This window comes from Ottowia sp. VDI28 (assembly GCF_049532675.1).
Lineage (GTDB): Bacteria > Pseudomonadota > Gammaproteobacteria > Burkholderiales > Burkholderiaceae_C > Ottowia.
Window position 1 is genome coordinate 3,747,659 of record NZ_CP149820.1, and the last position, 21,904, is coordinate 3,769,562.

Here is a 21,904-nt window from a genome sequence, read left to right on the forward strand (position 1 = left end):
CCTTCTGACATAAGCTCGCTGCCTTTTTGAGGATAATTCCTTCAGCGCCTTCCTTTGCTGTCCATCTTTTGGAAGTTCCGTCATGCAGTGCCTTATAGAACCTACTCCAGAGAGCCCCACAGCCGAAACCACCGAATGCGATGTCCTGGTGATCGGCGGAGGCCCGGCAGGCAGCACGATCGCCGCGCTGCTGGCGCAAAAAGGCTACGACGTCCTGCTGCTCGACAAGGACCGGCATCCGCGCTTTCACATCGGAGAATCCCTTCTGCCCGCCAATCTGCCGCTATTTGAAAAGCTCGGCGTGGCAGATGAAATGCGTGCCATCGGCATGACCAAGTGGGCCGCTGAATTCGTCTCCCCCTGGCACGCCCACAAGCAGGAGTTCCAGTTTGCAGACGCCTGGGACAAGAGCATGCCCCATTCCTACCAGGTACGCCGCTCCGAATTCGATCTTGTGCTGCTGCGCAACGCCGTGCGCCGCGGCGCCCATGTGTTCGAAGGCTGCAAGGTCCTCTCGGTGGACCTGGAAGCCACCCCCGAGCGCGCCCATGCGGTGGCTCGCCGTGACGACGGCCGCGAGATGTCCGTGGCCCCCCGGTTCGTGGTCGATGCCTCGGGGCGGGACACCTTCCTGGCCAACCGCTTCCAGATCAAGCACAAGAACCCCAAGCACAACAGCGTGGCGATCTATGGCCACTTCGCGGGCGCGCGGCGCAACGAAGGCGAGGCCGAAGGGAACATCACCATTTTCTGGTTCGAGCACGGCTGGTTCTGGTTCATCCCGCTGCAGGATGGCGTGACCAGCGTGGGCATGGTCACCTGGCCATATTTCATGAAAACCCGTGGCGAGCGCAGCCTGGAGCAGTTCCTGTACGACGGCATTGCCATGAGCCCGAAGCTGGCCGAGTGCCTGGCCGACGCACGGCTCGTGAACGACGTAGAGGCCGCGGGCAATTTCTCCTACACCAGCGAACGCAACCACGGCCGCAACTATGTGATGCTGGGCGACGCCTACGCTTTCGTCGATCCGGTGTTTTCTTCGGGCGTCATGATGGCCATGCAAGGGGCGTTCACAGCCTCCGACACCATAGACACCTGGCTTACCCAGCCATCCCGGCGCCAGCAAGCGTTGCGCAAGCTTGACCGGGTGCTCAGGCATGGACCACGCCAATTCTCATGGTTCATCTACCGCATGACCAATCCCGTGATGCGGGATCTGTTCATGGGACCGCGCAACCCTTTGCGCGTCAAGGAAGCCTTGCTCTCCGTATTGGCGGGCGACATCTACGGCCGCACACCCATCTGGGCCTCGCTGGCCTTGTTCAAAGGGATTTACTACATCTCGTCGTTGACCCAGCTCCCCACCGCGATGCGCGCCTGGCGCCGCCGCCGGTTCAATATTCAACCAGCCGAGGGTGCAGGCAGCGCGGGCTAAGCCTTGCGCTGCGCATTCTCCGAAAGCTTGCCGCTTTTTGTGCCGAAACTTTTCTGGCGTGCCTATGAACCCGTGGCTATGGTGCTGGGCCTGGGCCTGCTTGCCATCATCTGCCTGGCCTGGACCCCCTGGCGCTTCTGTTGAATCCATGGCTGCCCGAAACGCCTGCCAAGCGCATCGGGCGCGATGCCATTCGTGCCGGATTCCGGCTCTATCTGCGTTTGCTGGCCTTGCTGTGCGGTTGCCGGTTCGATCTGCGCGAGTTGGATGAACTGAGCCACCGGGGCGAACCCATGGTGGTGGTGGCCAACCACCCTTCCCTGCTGGACGCCGTGATTCTCGCGTCGTGCCTGCCGAACGCCGTGTGCATCATGAAAGCCAGCCTGATGCACAACCTCCTGCTCGGTGCCGGTGCGCGAATGGCCCGGTACATTGTGAATGACGCTCCCTTGCCGATGATCCGCCACGCCATCAGCGAGCTGCGGGATGGCGCCTGCCTAGTGATTTTTCCGGAAGGCACGCGCACAAGCGAGACCCCCGTAGGCCCCTGCGCCTCCACCGCCGGTGTGATCGCCGCGCGGGCGGGCGTGCCTGTGCAAACGCTGCTGATCGAGATGAGCTCCCTTTACCTCGGAAAGCAATGGCCTATCTGGATGCCCCCAAAACTGCCGCTCACCGTGCGCGTGCGCCTGGGCAAGCGCTTCGATACCATTGCACAGCCGCACGACTTCGGGAAGGAAATAGAACGCTACTTCCGCAGCCAGCTCGACCCCGAGGTCATCACCGACCATGCGCACCGCGCCATGGATACCGACACCCAGGAAGGATAGATGCCCTCCGTCTCTTCCACCCATCTGGTGCTCATTCCGAGCTACAACCCTGGCCCCAAAGTGCTGGACACCGTGCGCGCCGCACGCGCCCAATGGACACCCGTGTGGGTCGTGGTAGACGGCAGCACCGACGGCAGTGCCGGCTGGCTGCGCGACATGGCCGCCCAGGATCGGGGTCTGCGCGTGATCGTGCAACCAAGCAACCAAGGCAAGGGTGCCGCCGTATTGGCTGGCATTGAGCAAGCGGCGCGTGAAGGTTTCACGCACGCGCTGACGATGGATTCAGACGGCCAGCACCCCGCCGAACTGATTCCGCGCTTCATGCAAGCCTCGCAGGACGCCCCAGAAGCCATGGTGCTGGGCGTGCCCGTATTCGGCGCCGAGGCCCTGCGCCTGCGCGTGCTGGGGCGGAAAGTGTCCAACGGCTGGGCCAATCTGGAAACACTGGGCATGGGCGTGGGTGATTCCTTGTACGGCTTTCGCGTCTACCCCATCGCGCCGCTCGCGCGCGTCATGCGCGGCCAGCGCTTCATGCGCCGCTTCGATTTCGATCCCGAGGCCGCCGTGCGCCTGTGCTGGGCCGGCGTGCGGCCCGTGAACCTGCCGGCGCCAGTGCGCTACTTCACGCCGGAAGAAGGCGGCGTGTCGCATTTCAAATACCTGCGTGACAACACGCTGCTCACCTGGATGCACACGCGCCTGTTCCTGGGGTTCCTGTGGCGGCTACCGTGGCTTCTGTGGAAGCGGCTTGCGCGCAGCTGACGATCCACTCAGGCACTCATATCTACGAATACATCGCCCCGTTGATGGCGATCGTCTGGCCAGAGATATAGCCAGCTTTTTCACTGGCTAGAAAACCAACCAGATCCGCCACTTCCTGCGCCTGGCCAGCACGCTGCATCGGCACGAGCCGTTTGATGGCTGCGTCGTCGAACGCCCCCGCACTCATCTCCGTGGCGATGATGCCAGGCGCCACTGCATTCACGGTCACGCCCCGGCTGGCACACTCCAGCGCCAGCGCCTTCACCGCGCTATGCAAGGCCCCCTTGGCCGCCGCATAGTTGACCTGCCCCCGATTGCCGGCCTGCGCCGCGACAGAGGTAATGGCGATGATGCGGCCCCAGCGTGTACGCAGGAGCGGCAGCATCAGGGGCTGGGTCACATTGAAGAAGCCATTTAGATTGACATCGATCACGCGCTGCCATTGCTCGGGGCGCATGCCCGGGAAAACGGCATCATCGTGGACACCCGCGTTATTGACGATGACCTGAATCGGCCCCACCTCCAGTTGTGTTCCCAGTGCAGTTTCACACGCGGCGCGGTCGGTCACGTCGAACATCAAGGCCTCGGCATGCCCCCCGGATTGCCTGATCTCGGCGGCCAGCGCCTCGGCTGCCTCCCGTTGGCGATTGGCATGCACCAGTACGCCGAAACCCTGTGCAGCCAGGGTACGCGCAATGGCGCCACCGATGGCACCGCTGGCGCCAGTCACAAGCGCGCGGCGCGAAGAGGATGTGGAAGATGTCATGAATTGATAGGTGGAGCGCTCAGCATGACCATGGCCCGCCCTTCGAGCAGCGGCCGACCTGAAGCATTCACGCTGAATGCGTATACACAGTGATCGCCATTGTCGGTCTCGCAGAGCACGGCCACCGTCAGATCGTCAGCCACGTCATCCAGTCTGGCAACATGCAGTGATACCGCCCGCACATTCACCAGAAAGCCCATCCGGGAACGCTCGGCTCCGCGCTGTTCCGCCATCAGCGCGCCATGCAAGGCCATTGCTTGCGCGGCATATTCAATACCGCAGGAAGCCCCCAGCTGGCCGTCCAGCCTCATGGGGTTGTCTGCTGAACGATGGCTGTTGGCGGTACAGGTCACGCCCTCGGGCGAAGCCGCAACCACCTGCGCCAATAGGCACATCAGGCCCTGGTGGGGAATGCGGGCCGCGATCCATTCCCCGGATTGGCCAGGCGCGGCAGACCACACCCCGGCAGCCGAACCTGCGGTCATGCAGCCTCCGCCGCAGCCACCTGCACCACCAATGATTGCGGTGCGAAATACTCGATGGCGACGGATGCAATACCTTCAGGCATGACAAACATTTGGATCAACGGCAGGCCCCGCATGGCGGGCATGCTTTGTATGCAAGCTGCGAGCGCCTCACTGCTGCCAGCCAGGCCACTAGGCGCACACTCCTGCAAGGCTCCCCGCCGCGCCATCCTGATCTGGCCGATGGATCGCTCGCTCCGCGCGGGGGCCAGCACCAGCGCCAGCGCGCTCGTGTCCTGAATGGGCCGCTTGGCATTCAACGGCTCGGGGTACTCGCTGTCGCACGCCACCAGCAATATCGGCTGGCCGCTGGCCTCCACCTGATTCATGGCCTCAAGCAGGCCCGCTGCAAAGCTGGCATCGTAGGCGCCCAGCACCTGAGCCGCCGGCGTGGCACCCGTGGCGATCGACCAATAGCCCGAAGCCGCGTTGTGTACTGAATTGTGAAAGCGCGTAGGCGATATCTGCTGATCGCCAGAAGCCAGAAGCTCGCACAGAGCATGGCAATTGTGGCCATCCCCTCCCGAGGCCGCGAACACATTGGCCAGCGTGCCGGGTTCTACACCCGCCTCTCGGCAAGCCTCCAGCCCCGCGGCCAGCGCGGCCTTGACGATCCGGCTCGCACGTCGGCGCTCGGCCGGCGGCAATACCTCCGGCGCAGGCAACACCGTGGGAGCGCTTTCATAAGCCGCCTTACCACCCAGCAATGCACGGGCACCAGCCCAACTAGTCAGGCCGGGGCCGAGCAAGCCCACGCCATCCACCCACACACGAATATCTTCACGCCGGCTCATGCCTCCCCCTCCCGCGACAGGATCAAGCTGCAGTTGCTGCCGCCAAAGCCAAACGAGTTCGACAGCGCATGCCGCAACGCGGTCGCGTGCCGGGGTTGCAAAATGAGCTCGATGGGAATCTGAGGATCAGGCGTCTGTGTGCCCACGCTGGCGGGCAGCAAGCCTTCACGCAACGCCAGCGCGCAAACAACGGCCTCCAAGCCGCCGGCCGCCCCCAACGTATGCCCAGTCATGCCCTTGGTGGAACTGCTGGGCACGCTCTTGCCGAAAATGGCCGCCACGGCAGCGCCTTCCGAGGCATCGTTGGCGGGCGTAGCGGTGCCGTGCAGGTTGATGTAGCCGATATCGGCGGCCTGCAAGCCGGCGCGCTGCAGAGCGCCCTGCATGGCCGCGCGCGACCCCCGTCCTTCGGGATGTGGCGCCGACATATGATGCGCATCGCTTGACTCTCCCCATCCGGCCAGCACGATCTCGCCAGCGGCCCCCGTCGCCGGCTCCAGCAAGGCAAACGCCGCGGCCTCGCCGATGGAAAGGCCGTCGCGGGCGGCATCCCCTGGCCGGCAGGGTTCAGGCGAAGTCAGTTCCAGCGAAGAAAACCGCACAAGGTGGTCAGGCACAACGAATCAACGCCGCCCACCACGGCCGCATCGGCCAAACCGGATTCAATCAACCGATCAGCGGCGGCAAATGCCTTGGCCGACGAAGAGCAGGCGGTAGACACCACCGAAACCGGTCCGCGCAGACCCAGATATTCGCGCACGAAGGCCCCCACTGAGGCTGTATTGTGAGTGGTCCGATAATTGAACCACTCGGGCAAGGCACCCGAGGCATCGCGCTCACGGTAAGCCTGTTCCGCGGAAAGAATGCCCGAAGTGCTGGTGCCCAGAATCAGCGCCACGCGATCTGCGCCATGGCGGGCGATGGCGGCTCGCACGGCCTCGTCGAACCCGTCTGCCCGGAGGCCAAGCAATGCCAGCCGGTTGTTGCGGCAGTCGTAAGCACCAAGTTCAGGGGGCAGCGCCACTGCATCCACCCCGGGCACCTCGCCGATCCAGGTCTTGACGCTGGCATTTTCGAAATCGCAAAGCTTGAGGCCGCTGCGTCCTTCTTTCAGCGCCACGAGCAAGGGGGCCACGCCAACACCCAGCGCGGTGCTGGCAGTAAAGGCGGAAAGAACCAATTTTCCTGTCACGCGGCCACTCCCGCATCGTCACCCATGGCAGGCAAACGGGCTATGAGCATGGTATTGGCGAATGGAGGACCACCCTCGGTGCGGATAGTGCGCACCTGAAAGCCCAGCAGGCGCAGCGCATGCGCCCATTCTTCCGCCGGACGGCAGTACATGGGCGAAAACCCGTGGCCGCGCACAAACGTCACGGCCTGATCCACCCAGCGGCTCAGCGAGAAACGGAAACCGCCCGCGGCATCACCCACTCGCGCCACCAACAGGCCACCCGGGCGCAGCGCGCCACGAATACGGCTCAGCACATCGTCCTGTGCGGCAGGGCCAAAATAATGCAGCACATCAAAGATGGTGATCACATCGACTTTCTCGAATTGGGTGCTGCAGATGTCGCCGCACTCGATGCGCACCCTGGGCTCGCTGGCCAGCGCGGCTTGTGCACGCGCCACGTCGCGCGGCATCAACTCCAGCCCGTGCAGACTTTCCACCCGCGGTGGAGGCGCCCACCCTGCAGGCCAACGCCCGGCCTCGAACCGTTCCCGCGCGGCCAGCAGCCAGGCGGCGAACACGGCCTGGCCGCAACCCAGATCCAGAAAACGGCCGCTGGCCGGCATATCGCCCAAACGCAGCAGGTCAATGAACAGCGGATCGATCCCCAGCTTGCCCCGCGCGAAATGGTAGGCAAACCGGCTGCCGTTCTGGTAGCGCGCACTCGCGGCATCTACCAGTGCCCGGTGCAGGGCATGCTGCTCCGGGCGCCCGGCTGCTGCCTGATCGCCAGCGCGCGGGGAAACCACAGTTTTCGGCTCCGCCTGGTGTGGCAACGAAGAACCTGCCTTCTGGCGCAGACCCACGGCCTGATCGGGCTGCCTCATGCCAGCGCCTCCCTGGCTGCTGGTGCTTCCAACGGCATGCAACCCGCTTGCAATGTCACGGAATGCAGGCCGTGCTGGCCCAGCGCCTCCAGCAATGGCGGCAAGGCTTCGAGCACAACCGCCTTGCCCGAATGCCCGCGCGCGGCGTGGCCATCGTGCATCAGCAGGATGTCACCCGCAGCCAAGCCTTTGGTGAGACGGCCCAATACCGCCGAAGCATCGCCCGTACGGGTGTCGTAGGGCCGGCGCGTCCAGCTCGCCAGCCGCAAGCCGCGCCGGGCCAGCAGCGGATCCAGGAATGGGTTGCGCAAACCCGCGACGGCGCGGAAAAACCGCGGCGCGCGGCCGGTAATCTCACGCAAGGCGTGCTGGGCATCGTCGATCTGGTGAGCCATTCCTCTTGGGCCGTAGGTAGCGAAAAGATGAGGGTGAGTATGAGTGTGGTTCTCGATCAGGTGCCCGCGCCGGACGATCTCGCGCGCCAGCCCCATGTGGCGGCGCACGCGCTCGGCAATGCAGAAGAAGCTGGCACGCTGGCCGGCGGCATCCAGCAGGTCGAGCACGCGGGGCGTCACGTCAGGATCGGGCCCGTCGTCGAATGTCAGGGCAATTTCGCCCCTTGTGGCTGCCGCAGGCGGCAAACGGGTGAGGTTAGGGCCCAGCAGGCGGCTGCGAGGCAGCAGGCCTGCCACGGCCGCAGTAGCGTGATCCGCCGCCACAGCCCCCAGCCACACCGGCCAGAGCTGCGGCGCCAACACGGCGCCCACGCCGGCACCCACGTGCATGGCGGCACTCAATTGCAGGAACGGGCTGGGCCGCCAGGGCAAATACGCGGGCTGAAGCATTGTGAAGGATTATCTGCGAAGCTTCCGGCTCCCCCGAGAGAATGGATATGAGGGAAATCCTTGAGAGAATTCTGCAAAAAGCTCGCTGGCCTGTCATGACGTACGGATGTACAGGTTGGCGCCGTACCGAGGCAGGCCTTCCTGCAGGAGCGGCTTCAGACCGCGGCCAGCAGCTTCTGCGTATAAGGGTGTTCCGGAGTATTCAATACCCGCTCAACCGTTCCCGATTCGACCACTTCGCCATCCTTGAGCACGATCACATCGTGGGCCATGGCGCGAACCACGTCCACATCGTGCGTGATCAGCAGGTAAGCCAGCCCTCGCTCTTTCTGCAGGCGCTGCAGCAACTCCAATACCTGCTTCTGGATGGTGACATCGAGGGCACTGGTGGGTTCATCCAGCACCAGCAGATGCGGCTCTACGATCAGCGCGCGCGCCAGGGCAATGCGCTGGCGCTGGCCCCCGGAAAACTCGTGGGGATAGCGTGAAAGCAGATCGGGAAACTGCTCCTCCTTCAGCCCGACATCGCTCAGGGCCTGCCGCGCCCGCACGGCCCTGTCAGCCGGTGAAACTTCCGGCGCATGCACCCGCAGGCCTTCATCGACGATTTCCTGCACCGTCATGCGCGGCGACAGAGACGAAAAAGGATCCTGGAACACGACCTGAACAAAGCGGCGCAGCGGCTTGTCCGCGCCAGTCCGCCGCTGCCAGTGCCTGCCAGACAGCTCCAACTCGCCGGAAAACGGCAACAGCCCTAGCGCGGCCAGCGCCACGGTGGACTTGCCTGAGCCAGACTCGCCGATCACGCCCAGCGTATGCCCCGGCAAGACCTTGAAATCGGCGCCTTGAACAGCCACAAACTCCCCTTCTTGAACCAGCCGCGCAGGCCCGGCAGGGGCACCGGGTAAGACACGCGCAGGTTCTTGGCGGTCAGCAGCGGCTTGCCCTCCGGGGGGTCTACCACATGCCGCTCGGGCCGGCTGCCCAGCAGTTTCCGGGTGTAAGGATGCTGGGGAGCACTGAACACCTCGGCCACGGTCCCCTGTTCCACCAGCCGTCCGTGCTGCATCACGGCCACGCGGTCGGCAAAGCGGCGCACCAGATTCAGGTCGTGGGTGATCAGAAGAACCGCCATGCCGTTCTTCTGCTGCAGGCTGCCGAGCAGATCCAGAATCTGGCCGCGCAGGGAAACATCGAGCGCGGTGGTCGGCTCATCGGCCAGCAGCAGCTTGGGCTGGCACGCCAGCGCCATGGCAATCATGGCGCGCTGGCGCTGCCCGCCTGAGAGCTGATGCGGATAAGCGCTGGCGCGGCGGGCGGGTTCGGGGATGCCAGTGCTGGCCAACAACTCGACGGTTGCCTGCGTCAACGGCGCGCCGGCCAAGCCCCGCTTGAGCCTCAAGATTTCGGCAATCTGCTCACCCACCGTCATCAGCGGATTGAGTGCCGTCATCGGTTCCTGGAAGATCATGGAGATCTCATCGCCGCGCAGCCCCCGCAGGGCACGCTCCGGCAAAGCCAGCAAATCACGTGTTTGTCCGCGGGCATCCCCGTCTCCGGAGAACAGGGCGCGCCCGGTTGACTGCGCTTCGGGCAACAGCCGCAGCAGCGCCAGGGAGGTCACCGTCTTGCCCGAGCCGGACTCGCCCACAAGAGCCAGCTTCTCGCCGGGGGCGATGCTGAAGCTGACATCCTGAACCACCGGCTTGCCCCCGAAAGCCACGCTGAGCTGCTCCACCTGGAGCAGCGGCGCAGGGGCGGCGGAAGAATCCGGCGCGGTCATTGGGCTTTCCTCGGATCCAGCGCATCGCGGAGCGCATCGCCCATGAAGGTGAGCAGCAGCAAAGTCAGCACCAGCACGCCGAAGGTAGAGATTGAGATCCACCAGGCGTCGATACTGTTCTTGCCTTGGCTGAGCAATTCACCCAGGCTTGGTGTACCGGCAGGCACGCCAAGACCCAGAAAATCAAGCGAGGTCAACGCCAGGATCGCCGCGCTCATGCGAAACGGCAGGAACGTGACCACCGGCGTCATGCTATTGGGCAGAATGTGCCGCCACATGATCTGCCAGTTCGACACCCCCAGTGCGCGCGCGCCTTTCACATAGTCCAGCTGCCGGTTGCGCAGGAATTCGGCGCGCACGTAGTCTGACAACCCCATCCATCCGAACAGGCTGAGCAAAACCAGCAGCAACCCGATGCTCGGAGCCAGGATCGCACTGAAAATGATCAGCAAGTAGAGATCGGGCATGGCTCCCCAGATTTCGATGAACCGCTGAAACCCCAGATCGATCTTGCCGCCAAAGAACCCCTGCACCGCACCGGCCGCGATGCCCAGCAGCGTGCCGACGACCGTCAGTGCCAGCGCGAACAGCACGCTGACGCGAAAGCCATAGATCAACTGCGCCAGCAGATCCCGTCCTCGGTCATCGGTGCCCAGCCAGTTATCCGTGGTGGGCGGCGCGGGATTGGGAGATTTGGCAAAGTAGTTGATGGTCTTGGAGCCATAGGGGTTCGGCGGATAGACAGCCCAGTTGCCGGGCTTGGCAAACTGCTCCTTGATGAAGGGGTCCAGGTAATCCGTTTCAGTCTCGAAATCGCCGCCAAAGACTTTCTCGGAATAGGTTTTGACCACCGGGAAATACAGCTGTCCCTCGTAACGCGCCACCAGCGGCTTGTCGTTGGAGATCACCTCGGCAGCCAGACTGAGCACCACGAGCACGGAAAAGAGGATCAGGCTCCAGTACCCCAGGCGATTACGCCTGAAGCGCTGCCAGGCGCGGCGCCTGGGCGAAAGGCCGAGCGCCGCCACGGCTACGCCGCCGGTCACGCGCGCGCCTCCGGCTGGCCATAGGGTTGTGCCTTCGAATTCAGCATGGCGAGAAAAATACTCCAGTCACACAGCCAAGTGTATTCGCGCTTCGGCTTATGATGGTGAAACGGGCCAACGGAGGACTGACACCAACAGGTGTTCAGGGACCTGAAGAGAACAACTACACGCCAACCACACGCGGACTTGGCCGCTTCATGGACGCATAGATGCTGAACTGGCGAATCCGCTATCAACGGGTGTTGGGCCATCATCCCACCCTGTTCAACCCAGACCTCACCGTGCTGGAAGTGGGCAACGCCCCTCAGGGCATCGCCGAGCTTCTGAAACGAAGCGTGACGGTCGCCGGCACGCATGGGCCCCATACGGCCTCTCAGTGGGTCACCCCCGTTGCCGCTTCTCCACTCAGCCTGCCTTTTGCCGACAACGCCTTCGATCATGTGGTCTGCATAGACTCACTGCATCATCTTCCTCCGCCCAGCCGCGCCAAGGCGATTTCCGAGCTGGCGCGCGTGGCCCGCCGGCAAGTGATCCTGTCAGTGCCGTGCGGCGCACTGGCCGTGGAAGGCGATCAGCAACTGGCGGTCTCGATGCAGCGCATGGGCCTGAAAACGCCCCCGTGGCTGCAGGAGCATGTCGTACGCGCCCTGCCCTCGGTAGCCGACGTGCTGCGCATGCTCAGCCAGACCCAGCTCCGTTTCGAGGTTCATGCCAACGAGGCCATGATGCAACACTATGGCGGGCTGCTGCTGGATCTCTTCTACCCGTTCTCTCAACACATCAGCAGCGCCGAGCAGGCCAAGAAGCAACAGCAGGTGCTTCCGGCGGGCGATTGGGAGATGTACTACAGCTACCTGTTCCATCTCTTCAAAGAAGATCAAGGTGTACTTCTCGACGCCGGTGCCGCGCCATCCGCCGGCACCCCCACGGCTGCCGCCGTGAGTAAAGACCAGGACATCGCGCTCTACGCCGTCTATCACCGGCGGTTGCCCCTTGCTCCCGGCACCGGCATCACACCGATCTACGTCGGAGAAGCCGCACTGGAAGCGTCCGCCAGCGAGCGTACCGAAACCACGGAACCCCCACTTGACAACAGCCGGTGGTCCGAGCTCTCCGGCGTGCACGAGGTCTGGCGGAACGGCCCCCGCAGCCCATTCGTGGGTTTCTGCCACTACAGGCGAGTCTTCGATTTCTCCCAGGGAGGCAGCAGGCTGCCTTCAGCCTCTTCCGCCCCATCAGTCCCCAGCGGGAAGCCGCGCTCCACCCGGCTCGACTACGGCGTTTACCTTGTCCGTGCTTCGGGCACGGCTACCAGGCACGCGATGGCGCATTTCCAGGACCGCTCGGACACCCTCATCGTGGCACCGCCCCTTGACCTCAACGGCAGCGTCTGGGATCAATACGCCATCGCGCACAACATCAACGACCTGTGTGTGGTCACGAACCTGATCGCCCACAGGCATCCATACCTGGGCCCGCATCTGGCGGAAACGTATGGAGCGAAAACGCTTTACGCCAACAACCTTTTCCTGACGCGCTGGGATCACTTCGATGAATTGTGCGGTCTGTGGTTCGATGTGCTGGGCGCCTTCGAGCGAAGCGTGCCCGTGCGCCCCGAAGACCGCTACCAGCGGCGCGACGTCAGCTTTCTGGCCGAACGCGTATTCGACGCCTGGGTGCGTTTTCGCCAGGCGCAAGGCACCAGGCTCGTGACCGTACCGATTCTCGAGATCACCTACCCGGGGCTGGACACCGCAGCATGGTCGCGCGCCGCGCGGCCGGCTTCCTCCGCTAATTCCGCCCCACCCCAAGGAGCGCATCCGTGAGTGAACACCGCCATCTGCGCATCCTCGTGACCGGAGGCGGAGGATTCGTCGGCTCGCACCTGTGCCAAAGGCTGATCGATAACGGCCACACCGTGCTGTGCGTCGACAACTTCGCAAGCAGTACGCGCCGCAACCTCGCTTCGCTCCTGGAACATCCCCGCTTCGAGCTGATCGAGCAGGACATCGCGCTCCCCCTGCACGCCGACGTGCAACAGATCTACAACCTGGCCTGCCCTGCTTCACCGGTTCAATACCAGCGAGACCCTGTACAGACCCTCCGCACCAACGTGGCCGGCGCCATGAACATGCTGGAATTGGCCAAGGCCACGGGCGCCCGGGTCCTGCAGGCATCCACCAGCGAGGTGTACGGCGACCCTGCCGTCCATCCTCAGCCGGAAAGCTACTGGGGCCACGTGAACCCCGTGGGCCTGCGAAGCTGCTATGACGAAGGCAAGCGTTGCGCGGAAGCGCTTTTCCTGGCCTACCACCGCCAGCATGGCATAGACATCAAGATCGTCCGGATTTTCAATACTTACGGCCCCCGCACACAAATGGACGACGGGCGCGTGATCAGCAACTTCATCGTTCAGGCTCTTCGCGGCGACGATCTCACCATCTACGGAGATGGCAGCCAGACGCGCAGCTTCTGCTACGTGGACGATCTCGTCAGCGGCCTTGTGGCCATGATGGGCTCGGAAGCCGGCTTCACCGGCCCCGTCAATCTGGGCAACCCGCAGGAAATCACCATCGCCGAGCTGGCCCGCATGCTGCGAGACCAAACAGGAAGCCGTTCCCAGCTCGTCTTCAAGCCCTTGCCACAGGATGATCCGCTCCAACGAATGCCGGACATCACCCTGGCCCGCGAGCAGCTTGGCTGGCATCCGGTGACCCCATTGGCACAGGGCCTCGGCCACACCATCGACTATTTTCGGCGTGAACTGCAGGCCGCCTCGGTTGAGGCTGTGCCTGTCTGAAATTCAATCAAACTTTACGCGCGGATCAACCCACACATAGCAGAGATCACTGATCAACTTCGTCACCAGGCCGATCAAGGTAAACAAATAAAGCGTGCCCAGCACCACCGGATAATCCCGGCGGATCACGCTCTCATAGCTGAGCAGGCCCAGGCCATCCAGCGAAAACAGCGTTTCGATCAACAGGGAGCCGGTGAAGAATGCACCGATGAACGCCGCGGGGAACCCCGTCACCAGCGGGATCAACGCATTGCGGAACACGTGCTTCCACAACACCTGCCGCTCGCTCAAGCCCTTGGCGCGAGCCGTCAGCACATATTGCTTGCGGATTTCCTCCAGGAACGAGTTCTTCGTGAGCATGGCCGTGACCGCGAAGCTGCCCAGCACCATCGCCGTGACCGGCAGCGTGATGTGCCAGAGGTAGTCGACAATACGCGCGGGCCAGCTCAATTCCGCCCAGTTGGCGGAGGTCAGCCCCCGCAGCGGAAACCACTGCAACTGCCCGCCAAAGATCACCAGCAAAGCCACCCCCAGCACGAAGCCCGGTATGGCATAACCCACCAGCACGATCAGCGTGGTGATCACGTCAAACCGCGAGCCTGCCCGCACCGCCTTGGCCACGCCCAGCGGCACCGATATCAGGTAGCTGATGAAAAAGGTCCAAAGCCCCAGGCTGATCGAAACCGGCAGCTTCTCCTTCACCAGCGTCCATACGTCCTTGTTCTGGAAAAAGCTGCGCCCCAGATCGAACCGGGCAAACTGGCCCAGCATCTGAAAAAAGCGCTCATGCGCGGGCTTGTCGAAGCCGTACAGCGCCTTGATCTGATCGAGCTGCTTCTGATCGACTCCCTGGCTCCCCCGGTAACTGATGCCCCCCGACTCCACGCCGCCTCGGCCCGCCGCGCTGCGGGCTTCCATCATGTACTGCTCCACGGGCCCGCCCGGCACGAACTGCAGGACCACGAAAGTCACCAGCAGTACCCCCAGCAGCGTGGGGAGCATCAACAGAAGGCGCTTGACGACGTAGGAAAACATGAATCGGTATCAGTTCTTTTCTTGTGACCGGGCCCACCAGGTGGACATCACCCACCCCTCGGCCTGCGCGTAAGGAGGCATTGGCGGGTGATAAGCCAGCCTGTGCGCGTTATAGACCAGACGGTGCGAGGAAAGCGTCCACTGCGGGATATGGTAGTGGCTGTGCATGATGACACGGTCCAGGGCGTGGCAGGCGGGCAGCATCTCCTTCAGGGTGCGGGCACGCACGATGTCGTTCACCAGCGCATCGACCGCAGGATTTTTCACCCCAGCATAGGTGGCGCTTCCCTCCACGTCCACTGATTTGCTGCCGAACAATTCCGCCAGTTCCTGACCCGGATAGGGCGAGCCAGGGATGTTCAGGCTGATGATGTCGTAGTTGAACTTGTCTATCCGCTCCTGGTAGAGCGCAAAATCAACCGAGGTGAACCTCAGCCGGATGCCCAGCTTCGCCAGATTCTGGATCCACGGGCCCACGGTCCGTATGCCGCCCTCATTGCTGTCCAGGTAATCCAGCACCATGGCCTGGCCCTGGGCGTTGCGCAGCGCGCCATCGCGGTAGGTCCAGCCTGCCTCGCGCAGCAACGCCTGGGCCCGGCGCAAGTTGTCGCGCAACGAATGCCCCGGCCCCTCCGTCACAGGCGGCTGGTACATGGGACCAAAGACCGCATCGGGAATCTTGCCTCGCCAGGGCTCCAGCAGCGCCAGTTCGGCGGCATCCGGCGTGCCGGAGGCCTGACAGACCGTGTTGCCGAACAGATCCTTCACGCGAGGGTAACCGCCGTAGAACATCTGCCGGTTCATCCACTCGTAATCCACGGCCAGGCCCAGCGCTTCGCGCACGCGCGGATCGGACAGCATCGGACGACGGGTGTTGAGCACATAGCTCTGGAAACCGGAAGGCAGCTTGTGCTCGAAATTCTTCTTCACCAACTCGCCCGTATCGAAACGCTTGCCATTGATACGTCTCGCCCAATCCCCAGCGGAGTAGATCGACATCAGATCGAACTCGCCCGCCTTCAGCGCCTCCAGCTTCGCCGTGTTGTCACGATAGATCTTCACCGTGATGCGGTCAAAATTCGAAGTGCCGCGGGCCACATTCAGATCGCGCGCCCAGTACTGGGGATCTCTCACGTAGGTGATGTCGCGGCCAAAAACCACCGGCCCGATCCGGTACGCGCCGCTGCCAATGGGCGTATCCGTGACCACCTGGTCAAAAGGCTTGCCCTCCCCCCATTTGTGGCTGAACACCGGCAGGGAGCCCACGGTCAAGGGAAGATCCCGGTTCGGCTGGCGAAAGCGGAAACGCACCGTGCGCGCATCGATCACGTCCGCGCCCGCCACCTCATGCAGCATGGTCCGGTAGGCGGGCGAGGCCTGCGGGCTGATGAGGGTGTCATAGCTGTGCTTCACATCCCGGGCCAGCACCGGATCGCCATTGTGAAAACGCGCCTGGGGCCGCAGCTTGAACACCACCGAAAGCCGGTCTGCCGCCACCTCCACATCTTCCGCCAGCAGGCCATAGCCGCTGGTGGTCTCATCCATGGAGCCGGTCAACAGGCTGTCGAACAGCAGGCTGCTCAGGTAGGCTGGCGGTGAGCCTTTCATCGTGAAAGGGTTGTACTTGTCAAAAGTGGAATAGCGCAGGTTGCTCACCAGGCGCAACTCCCCCTTTGGGCGCGTCGGGGTTCACGTAATCGAAATGCGCGAACCCCGCCGGATACTTCAATTCCTCCCAGGGCGCATAGCCATGGGCGGCCCAGCCGGGGTTGGCAAGTGCAAGGAGTAGACCAGCAAGAAAGAACCTCATGCGACAATTCTGCCGCTAAATCACTGAGGAGCCTTTACGCATGAGCCAGAAGACCGGCTTTCTCGCTGGCAAGAGACTATTGATCACCGGCGTGTTGTCCAACCGATCGATCGCCTACGGCATTGCCCGTGCCTGCCACAACCAAGGGGCCGAACTGGCCTTCAGCTACGTCGGCGAGCGCTTCAAGGACCGCATCACCGAATTCGCCGCCGAGTTCGACTCGAAGCTGGTGTTCGACTGCGACGTGGGCAGCGACGAGCAGATCGAAGCCATGTTCAAGGATCTTTCGGCCACCTGGCCGAAGTTCGACGGCTTCGTGCACGCCATCGGATTCGCTCCGCGCGAAGCCATCGCGGGGAATTTTCTTGACGGCCTCTCACGCGAAGCCTTCAAGATCGCCCACGACATCAGCGCCTACAGCTTCCCCGGCATGGCCAAGGCCGCCCTGCCCTACCTGAACGACAAATCAGCCCTGCTGACGCTCAGCTACCTGGGTGCGCTGCGCGCGGTTCCCAACTACAACACCATGGGCTTGGCCAAGGCTTCGCTGGAAGCCTCGGTGCGCTACCTGGCCGAGGCCGTCGGCCATACGCCGGACGGGCGGTCGATCCGCGTCAACGGCATCAGCGCCGGGCCGATCAAGACTCTGGCCGCCAGCGGCATCAAGGATTTCAGCAAGCTGCTGGGCTTCGTGGCCACCACCGCGCCCCTGCGCCGCAATGTGACCATTGATGACGTCGGCAACGTAGCCGCCTTCCTGCTGAGCGACCTGTCCAGCGGCGTGACTGCCGAGATCACCTACGTCGATGGCGGGTTCAGCCAGACGGCGGGTATCAGCGTGGATACCAGCGCATAAATGCGCTCCGGGGCGTTCCCCGCCCCGGATAAAAAGGCAGAAGGCCGTAGAAGGCTGTAGAGGGACGAAGAAGGCTTCTCGGGAGTCCAATACAATTCAAAGAAATTGTCTTGCATGCTCCCCAGCACGGTCATCAAAAGTGAAGCAAACCGGCACCCGGATCCAGGTGGTCATGGCGGAGGTTCAATCGAGAATCGCCTCTCGCTCCTACCTGCCAGGAACGCGCCTGCCCTCCGTGCGGGCGCAGGCCCAGGCCATGCAATTGTCGGTTTCGACCGTGGTGGAAGCCTATGAGCGCCTGGCGGCCGAGGGCGTTGTAGTTTCCCGCCCCGGATCTGGCTTTTATGTGGCGGGGCCTGTGGCCCCGCTCGCACTCGCCAAAATCGGCCCTCAGCTTGACCGGCAGGTAGACCCTCTGTGGGTCTCACGCCAATCGCTGGAAACGGATGCCACCGCGCTCAAACCCGGCTGCGGATGGTTGCCTCCCTCGTGGTTGTTTGAAACGGGCATGCGCCGCGCCCTGCGCACACTGGCCCGGATGGACGCACCCGAACTAACCGAATATGCAACCCCTCTGGGCCACCCAGGGTTGCGGCAGTTGCTGTCCCGCCGCATGGCCGGAAACGGCATTCAGGCGGCGCCCGAGCAGATCATGCTCACCGAATCGGGTACCCACGCCATCGACCTGATTTGCCGCTTCCTGCTGGAGCCAGGCGACAAGGTGCTGGTGGACGACCCGTGCTACTTCAATTTTCACGCCATGCTCAAGGCGCATCGCGTGCAGGCCGTCGGAGTGCCTTACACCCCGAACGGGCCGGACGTGGATCTCTTTGCCGCAGCCCTGAAGGAGCATGCGCCCCGGCTCTACATCACCAACTCGGGTATCCACAACCCCACGGGCGCGGCGCTCTCACCGGCTACCGCGCACAAGCTTCTGAAGCTGGCCGACCATTCTGATCTGGTGATCGTCGAGGACGATATTTTTTCCGACTTCGAGATGGCCCCCGCCCCCCGGTTGGCGGCTCTCGACGGCCTCGCGAGGGTGATCCACATCGGCAGCTTCTCCAAGACCATCTCGGCCTCGCTCCGCTGCGGCTACATCGTGGCACGCCCCCAATGGATCGAGAGCCTGATCGACCTCAAGATCGCCACCACCTTCGGCGGCGGGCGGCTGGCTTCCGATATCGTCATGATGGCCCTGACCGACAGCGGCTATCGCAAGCATATGGAAACCGTGCGGCTGCGATTGGCGCACGAGATGAAAAAGACCATTGCCCGGCTTGAGGCCATCGGCATCAAGCCTTGGCTCGTTCCCCAGGCAGGCATGTTCCTCTGGTGCCAATTGCCGGATGGCAAGGATGCCGCGTCCATCGCGCGCGCCTGCCTGAAGGAAGGTGTGATTCTGGCGCCAGGAAATGCTTTCAGCCAATCATTGAGCGCCAGCAATTTCCTGCGCTTCAATGTGGCCCAATCGGGCAACGAGCGGATTTTTGAAGTTCTAAGAACTGCACTCCATGCAAGCTGATACCCCCACCAAATTCTGGAGCCCTCCCGTAGCCGCGCTGCGGCCTTACGTGCCGGGCGAACAACCGCGCATCCCAGGGCTGATCAAACTCAATACCAACGAGAACCCCTACCCGCCATCCGCGCGCGTCATCGCCGCGATCCAGCAGGCGGCCAGCGACGGACTTGAACGCTATCCCGATCCTGAATCGCTGGCGCTACGCCAAGCCGTTGCCACGCGCCACGCGCTGCAGCCGGCGCAGGTCTTCGCGGGCAACGGTTCGGACGAAGTGCTGGCCCACGCCTTCTGCGCTTTTTCCGCCAGCCGGGGCAGGCCCTGCTGTTTCCGGACATCACCTACAGCTTCTATCGCGTTTATACGCAGCTCTATGACATCGAAGCCGAGCAGTTGCCTGTCACCGAGGCGCTGGAGGTCGACGTCGACGCGCTGATCGCGCGTGCCGCGCAGGGCTGTGCCGGCATTGTGCTGGCCAACCCGAACGCCCCCACAGGCATTGGCCTACCCCTGTCCACCATCGAACGCCTGCTGGCCGCCTGCCCGGACCGCGTCGTGCTCGTGGACGAAGCCTATGTCGATTTTGGCGGCACCTCTGCCCTGCCCTTGATTCAGCGTTACCCCAACCTGCTGGTGGTACAGACACTCAGCAAATCACGCTCGCTGGCAGGGTTGCGCGTGGGCTTCGCCTGCGGCCAGGCGCACCTGATCGAAGGCCTGACGCGGGTGAAGGACAGCTTCAACTCCTATCCGATCGATCGCCTTGCCAGTGCGGGAGCCATCGCTTCTCTGGAAGACGAGGCCTGGTTCGCCCAGGCCTGCCGCGATGTGATCGAGGCCCGGGAAACGCTGAACGGGCAACTGCGGACGCTGGGCTTCGAAGTATTGCCCTCCCAAGCCAACTTCGTGTTTGCACGGCACCCCCAGCATGATGCGGCCCAGTTGGCGGCGGCGCTGCGCGAACGCGCCTTGCTGGTACGCCATTTCAATCAGCTACGTATCGCCCAGTACCTGCGCATCAGCATCGGAACCCGTGCGCAATGCGATGCATTGGTGGCCGCGCTGACGGCGCTTCTCTGACGGCGCTCCTCGGTAGTTGAGCAGCCGGTCAAACCTCGTGTTTCATGGCGGCCATGGCCGCTTCGAGGTGGGCCGCAAAAGCATACGCGATCACGGGCAAGTTGCGGCCAGCCAGACTCGCCAAGACCAATTGGCCTTTCGGAAACCCGCGATCCTCGATTTCCCTGGCGACCAACTCCCCATGGTCGCTGATCGCCCCCACCGTGATCTGAAATGAGATCGCCTGCTCGTGATGCAGGCAATTGCGCAGAAACTCAAAGCTGTTGCTCTCGATCAGCGGCTTCAGCTTGAACGAGCTGCGCACCATGAAACGCTCCAGCAATTGCCGCCCCGCGGTGTTGCCATCGGGTAAGGCGACCGGATATTCGGCACAGTCCCGAAGACGAAGGCCCTCTTTTCGGGTCGCCAACGGGTGCGTCCGGTGCATCAGGGCGAGCAGCTTCTGTTCCGAAACAGCCAAACGCGTCACATCCGGCTCAGGCGACAGGTTGAACACAAGCGCCAGATCGGATTCATAGGCCCGCAAGGTGGCCAGCGCGTGCACATGGTCTCCTACATGCACGTCGAACACGACTTCTGGATGGGTCTTGCGAAAACTCGCCACCGCTTGCGGCAGCAGCGTGGCCACCACCGCCTGGCTGACCACCAGCCGCACCTTCCCCTTCGCAAACCCTTCAACTCTTCAATCTGCGAAAGCACCTGATCGAGCTCGGTGCTGCGGGAGCGGACATAGCGGATGAACAGCTCACCCGCTGCCGTCAAGCGCATGCCACGCGGCAGACGCTCGAAAAGCGGCGTATCGAGTTCTTCCTCGATGTCCTGCAGCCGCCGGTTCACCGCCGAAGCCGCCACATGCAAGCGCTCAGCCGCCTTGGCAATGGAGCCACTGCGGGCGATCTCGTCAACGTACTTCAGAAAGCGGAGATGGTTCATAGACACCATTGATTCTGACCGGTGCCCCGGTATCCGGGCATTGTATTGCAGTGCCGAAACGGCATGGCAACAGACTCTATTTGGCATGATCTGGCATGGCATTTCGGCACGTGGCTTGCATAGATCCGAGTCATGAACCGGAAAGACTCCCCTCCAAAGCCGCTGCGCCGCATTTCGGTGCAAAGTGCACAGATGCCGGTGCACGAGACGGCCGGAGCGCACAGAAAAGCACCGTTTTCGGGCCCGCGGCCCACAATGCATGGGCGCTGGACAAAAGCGGCATCAGTATGGTGCGCAAGCCGATTCAGCCCCAACCCGTCCGCTTTGGTGCGCAACCCCAGCCCGTCGAAATCGACATCGCGCGCAGCGCGGTGATCGCCATCGACATGCAGAACGACTTCTGCCACCCCGAAGGCTGGTTCGCGCAAAAGGGGCTGGGCGTGAAAGCCACCCGCAAGCCCATCCCCGTACTGCAACGTCTCTTGCCCGCCTGGCGTAAGGCGGGCGGTGCAGTGGTTTGGCTCAACTGGGGCATCCGTGCCGACAGGCTGAACCTGAGTCCCACGATCCAGTTCAAGGGCAAGCGCTCAAGCGAAGGCGTGGGTTATGCGGAAACGTCGCCCCTCGACCACGGCCCATCACTGGTGCGTGAGAGCTGGGGCGCCCAAGTGGTCGAAGAGCTGGCCATCGACCCCACAGACATCACCGTTTTCAAGCACCGGCTCTCCGGTTTCTGGGACAACGAGCTCGATACGGTGCTTCGGCATCAGGGCATCACCACACTGCTGTTCACGGGCGTCAACACAGACCGCTGCGTCTTCTCGACGCTGCAGGACGCCGGTTTCCTGGGTTACGACTGCGTTCTGCTGTCCGACGCCTGCAGTAGCGGCTCTCCTGCCTATGTATCGCGGGCTATCCATTTCATCGTTCAGCAGCTTCACGGCTTCGTGGCCACGGCCGAGGCGCTGCTGACATCCCTTGCTGAGGCCCCACGGCCGAAGCGCTCCAAAACTCCCCGAGGAAATTGA

At 63.1% G+C, this 21,904-nt stretch carries 17 protein-coding genes and 4 pseudogenes; 9 read left to right on the plus strand and 12 right to left on the minus strand.

Annotation, left to right across the window (positions count from 1 at the left end; genetic code table 11):
• Positions 1-82 precede the first annotated feature (82 nt).
• From WJU18_RS17795 to WJU18_RS17805, 3 genes are all read left to right on the plus strand, one after another.
• The gene (locus WJU18_RS17795) at positions 83-1,435 is read left to right on the plus strand and encodes an NAD(P)/FAD-dependent oxidoreductase (protein WP_423454398.1); all 1,353 of its coding nucleotides are present in this window, start codon (positions 83-85) and stop codon (positions 1,433-1,435) included.
• 140 nt (positions 1,436-1,575) lie between these two features.
• On the plus strand, positions 1,576-2,265 hold the full coding sequence (locus WJU18_RS17800; protein ID WP_423454400.1) for a lysophospholipid acyltransferase family protein: 690 nt from the start codon (positions 1,576-1,578) through the stop codon (positions 2,263-2,265).
• Entirely contained in the window at positions 2,266-3,027 is a 762-nt protein-coding gene (locus tag WJU18_RS17805) for a glycosyltransferase family 2 protein (RefSeq protein WP_423454402.1), read from the plus strand.
• Positions 3,028-3,049: 22 nt separating this feature from the next.
• Here the strand turns inward: WJU18_RS17805 and fabG are convergent, their stop codons facing one another.
• The 8 genes and pseudogenes from fabG to WJU18_RS17845 all read right to left on the minus strand — a co-directional run bounded on the left by fabG (position 3,050) and on the right by WJU18_RS17845 (position 10,843).
• Positions 3,050-3,793: a 3-oxoacyl-ACP reductase FabG gene (gene fabG / locus WJU18_RS17810; RefSeq protein WP_423454404.1), complete on the minus strand. Its 744-nt coding sequence runs from the start codon at positions 3,791-3,793 to the stop codon at positions 3,050-3,052.
• Positions 3,790-4,278 (minus strand): 3-hydroxylacyl-ACP dehydratase, encoded by a 489-nt coding sequence (locus tag WJU18_RS17815; RefSeq protein ID WP_423454406.1) that lies wholly within the window; start codon positions 4,276-4,278, stop codon positions 3,790-3,792. The genes fabG and WJU18_RS17815 overlap by 4 nt, the downstream gene beginning before the upstream one ends.
• The gene (locus tag WJU18_RS17820) at positions 4,275-5,111 is read right to left on the minus strand and encodes a beta-ketoacyl synthase chain length factor (RefSeq protein WP_423454408.1); all 837 of its coding nucleotides are present in this window, start codon (positions 5,109-5,111) and stop codon (positions 4,275-4,277) included. Before WJU18_RS17820 ends, WJU18_RS17815 begins: the two co-directional genes overlap by 4 nt.
• A pseudogene (locus WJU18_RS17825) lies at positions 5,108-6,303 on the minus strand (beta-ketoacyl-[acyl-carrier-protein] synthase family protein). Before WJU18_RS17825 ends, WJU18_RS17820 begins: the two are co-directional and overlap by 4 nt.
• Positions 6,300-7,169, minus strand: a complete 870-nt coding sequence (locus WJU18_RS17830; RefSeq protein ID WP_423454410.1) for a class I SAM-dependent methyltransferase — start codon at positions 7,167-7,169, stop codon at positions 6,300-6,302. The pseudogene WJU18_RS17825 and the gene WJU18_RS17830 overlap by 4 nt, the downstream one beginning before the upstream one ends.
• Entirely contained in the window at positions 7,166-8,014 is an 849-nt protein-coding gene (locus WJU18_RS17835; RefSeq protein WP_423454412.1) for a polysaccharide deacetylase family protein, read from the minus strand. The genes WJU18_RS17830 and WJU18_RS17835 overlap by 4 nt, the downstream gene beginning before the upstream one ends.
• 155 nt (positions 8,015-8,169) lie before the next feature.
• A pseudogene (locus tag WJU18_RS17840) lies at positions 8,170-9,797 on the minus strand (ABC transporter ATP-binding protein).
• Positions 9,794-10,843 carry an ABC transporter permease gene (locus WJU18_RS17845; RefSeq protein WP_423454414.1) on the minus strand — a complete coding sequence of 350 codons (1,050 nt, stop codon included), beginning with the start codon at positions 10,841-10,843 and terminating at the stop codon, positions 9,794-9,796. Before WJU18_RS17845 ends, WJU18_RS17840 begins: the two are co-directional and overlap by 4 nt.
• A 209-nt stretch (positions 10,844-11,052) precedes the next feature.
• Here WJU18_RS17845 and WJU18_RS17850 point away from each other — a divergent pair, with 209 nt between their 5' ends.
• On the plus strand, positions 11,053-12,669 hold the full coding sequence (locus tag WJU18_RS17850; RefSeq protein WP_423454415.1) for a DUF4422 domain-containing protein: 1,617 nt from the start codon (positions 11,053-11,055) through the stop codon (positions 12,667-12,669).
• Complete coding sequence (locus WJU18_RS17855; protein WP_423454417.1) at positions 12,666-13,643, plus strand: UDP-glucuronic acid decarboxylase family protein; 978 nt, start codon at positions 12,666-12,668, stop codon at positions 13,641-13,643. Before WJU18_RS17850 ends, WJU18_RS17855 begins: the two co-directional genes overlap by 4 nt.
• A 3-nt stretch (positions 13,644-13,646) precedes the next feature.
• Here WJU18_RS17855 and WJU18_RS17860 read toward each other — a convergent pair whose 3' ends face one another.
• Together WJU18_RS17860 and WJU18_RS17865 are read right to left on the minus strand one after the other, a co-directional pair.
• Positions 13,647-14,678, minus strand: coding sequence for a microcin C ABC transporter permease YejB (locus WJU18_RS17860; RefSeq protein ID WP_423454419.1), 1,032 nt, complete (start codon positions 14,676-14,678; stop codon positions 13,647-13,649).
• 9 nt (positions 14,679-14,687) lie between these two features.
• Positions 14,688-16,488, minus strand: a pseudogene (locus WJU18_RS17865) (extracellular solute-binding protein).
• Positions 16,489-16,528: 40 nt separating this feature from the next.
• Between WJU18_RS17865 and fabI the strand changes: the two are divergent.
• The 3 genes and pseudogenes from fabI to hisC all read left to right on the plus strand — a co-directional run bounded on the left by fabI (position 16,529) and on the right by hisC (position 19,943).
• Positions 16,529-17,344 carry an enoyl-ACP reductase FabI gene (gene fabI / locus WJU18_RS17870; protein WP_423454421.1) on the plus strand — a complete coding sequence of 272 codons (816 nt, stop codon included), beginning with the start codon at positions 16,529-16,531 and terminating at the stop codon, positions 17,342-17,344.
• A gap of 172 nt (positions 17,345-17,516) precedes the next feature.
• Positions 17,517-18,869, plus strand: coding sequence for a PLP-dependent aminotransferase family protein (locus WJU18_RS17875; RefSeq protein WP_423461030.1), 1,353 nt, complete (start codon positions 17,517-17,519; stop codon positions 18,867-18,869).
• Positions 18,859-19,943 (plus strand): annotated as a pseudogene (hisC, locus tag WJU18_RS17880) (histidinol-phosphate transaminase). Before WJU18_RS17875 ends, hisC begins: the two are co-directional and overlap by 11 nt.
• Before the next feature lie 28 nt (positions 19,944-19,971).
• Here hisC and WJU18_RS17885 read toward each other — a convergent pair.
• Both WJU18_RS17885 and WJU18_RS17890 read right to left on the minus strand, forming a co-directional pair.
• On the minus strand, positions 19,972-20,598 hold the full coding sequence (locus tag WJU18_RS17885; RefSeq protein WP_423454422.1) for a LysR substrate-binding domain-containing protein: 627 nt from the start codon (positions 20,596-20,598) through the stop codon (positions 19,972-19,974).
• A complete protein-coding gene (locus tag WJU18_RS17890) occupies positions 20,496-20,876 on the minus strand; it encodes a LysR family transcriptional regulator (RefSeq protein WP_423454423.1) in 381 nt (126 codons plus the stop codon). Before WJU18_RS17890 ends, WJU18_RS17885 begins: the two co-directional genes overlap by 103 nt.
• A 287-nt stretch (positions 20,877-21,163) precedes the next feature.
• Between WJU18_RS17890 and WJU18_RS17895 the strand changes: the two genes are divergently transcribed.
• Positions 21,164-21,904 (plus strand): cysteine hydrolase family protein, encoded by a 741-nt coding sequence (locus tag WJU18_RS17895; protein ID WP_423454425.1) that lies wholly within the window; start codon positions 21,164-21,166, stop codon positions 21,902-21,904.

Bases quoted from the DNA above. Each gene is read 5' to 3' on its own strand.
- WJU18_RS17830 (WP_423454410.1), bottom strand. From the start codon at position 7,169: ATGAGGCAGCCCGATCAGGCCGTGGGTCTGCGCCAGAAGGCAGGTTCT.
- WJU18_RS17850 (WP_423454415.1), top strand. From the start codon at position 11,053: ATGCTGAACTGGCGAATCCGCTATCAACGGGTGTTGGGCCATCATCCC.
- WJU18_RS17875 (WP_423461030.1), top strand. From the start codon at position 17,517: ATGGCGGAGGTTCAATCGAGAATCGCCTCTCGCTCCTACCTGCCAGGA.
- WJU18_RS17805 (WP_423454402.1), top strand. From the start codon at position 2,266: ATGCCCTCCGTCTCTTCCACCCATCTGGTGCTCATTCCGAGCTACAAC.
- WJU18_RS17890 (WP_423454423.1), bottom strand. From the start codon at position 20,876: ATGAACCATCTCCGCTTTCTGAAGTACGTTGACGAGATCGCCCGCAGT.
- WJU18_RS17835 (WP_423454412.1), bottom strand. From the start codon at position 8,014: ATGCTTCAGCCCGCGTATTTGCCCTGGCGGCCCAGCCCGTTCCTGCAA.
- fabG (WP_423454404.1), bottom strand. From the start codon at position 3,793: ATGACATCTTCCACATCCTCTTCGCGCCGCGCGCTTGTGACTGGCGCC.
- WJU18_RS17820 (WP_423454408.1), bottom strand. From the start codon at position 5,111: ATGAGCCGGCGTGAAGATATTCGTGTGTGGGTGGATGGCGTGGGCTTG.
- WJU18_RS17815 (WP_423454406.1), bottom strand. From the start codon at position 4,278: ATGACCGCAGGTTCGGCTGCCGGGGTGTGGTCTGCCGCGCCTGGCCAA.
- fabI (WP_423454421.1), top strand. From the start codon at position 16,529: ATGAGCCAGAAGACCGGCTTTCTCGCTGGCAAGAGACTATTGATCACC.
- WJU18_RS17895 (WP_423454425.1), top strand. From the start codon at position 21,164: ATGGTGCGCAAGCCGATTCAGCCCCAACCCGTCCGCTTTGGTGCGCAA.
- WJU18_RS17860 (WP_423454419.1), bottom strand. From the start codon at position 14,678: ATGTTTTCCTACGTCGTCAAGCGCCTTCTGTTGATGCTCCCCACGCTG.
- WJU18_RS17795 (WP_423454398.1), top strand. From the start codon at position 83: ATGCAGTGCCTTATAGAACCTACTCCAGAGAGCCCCACAGCCGAAACC.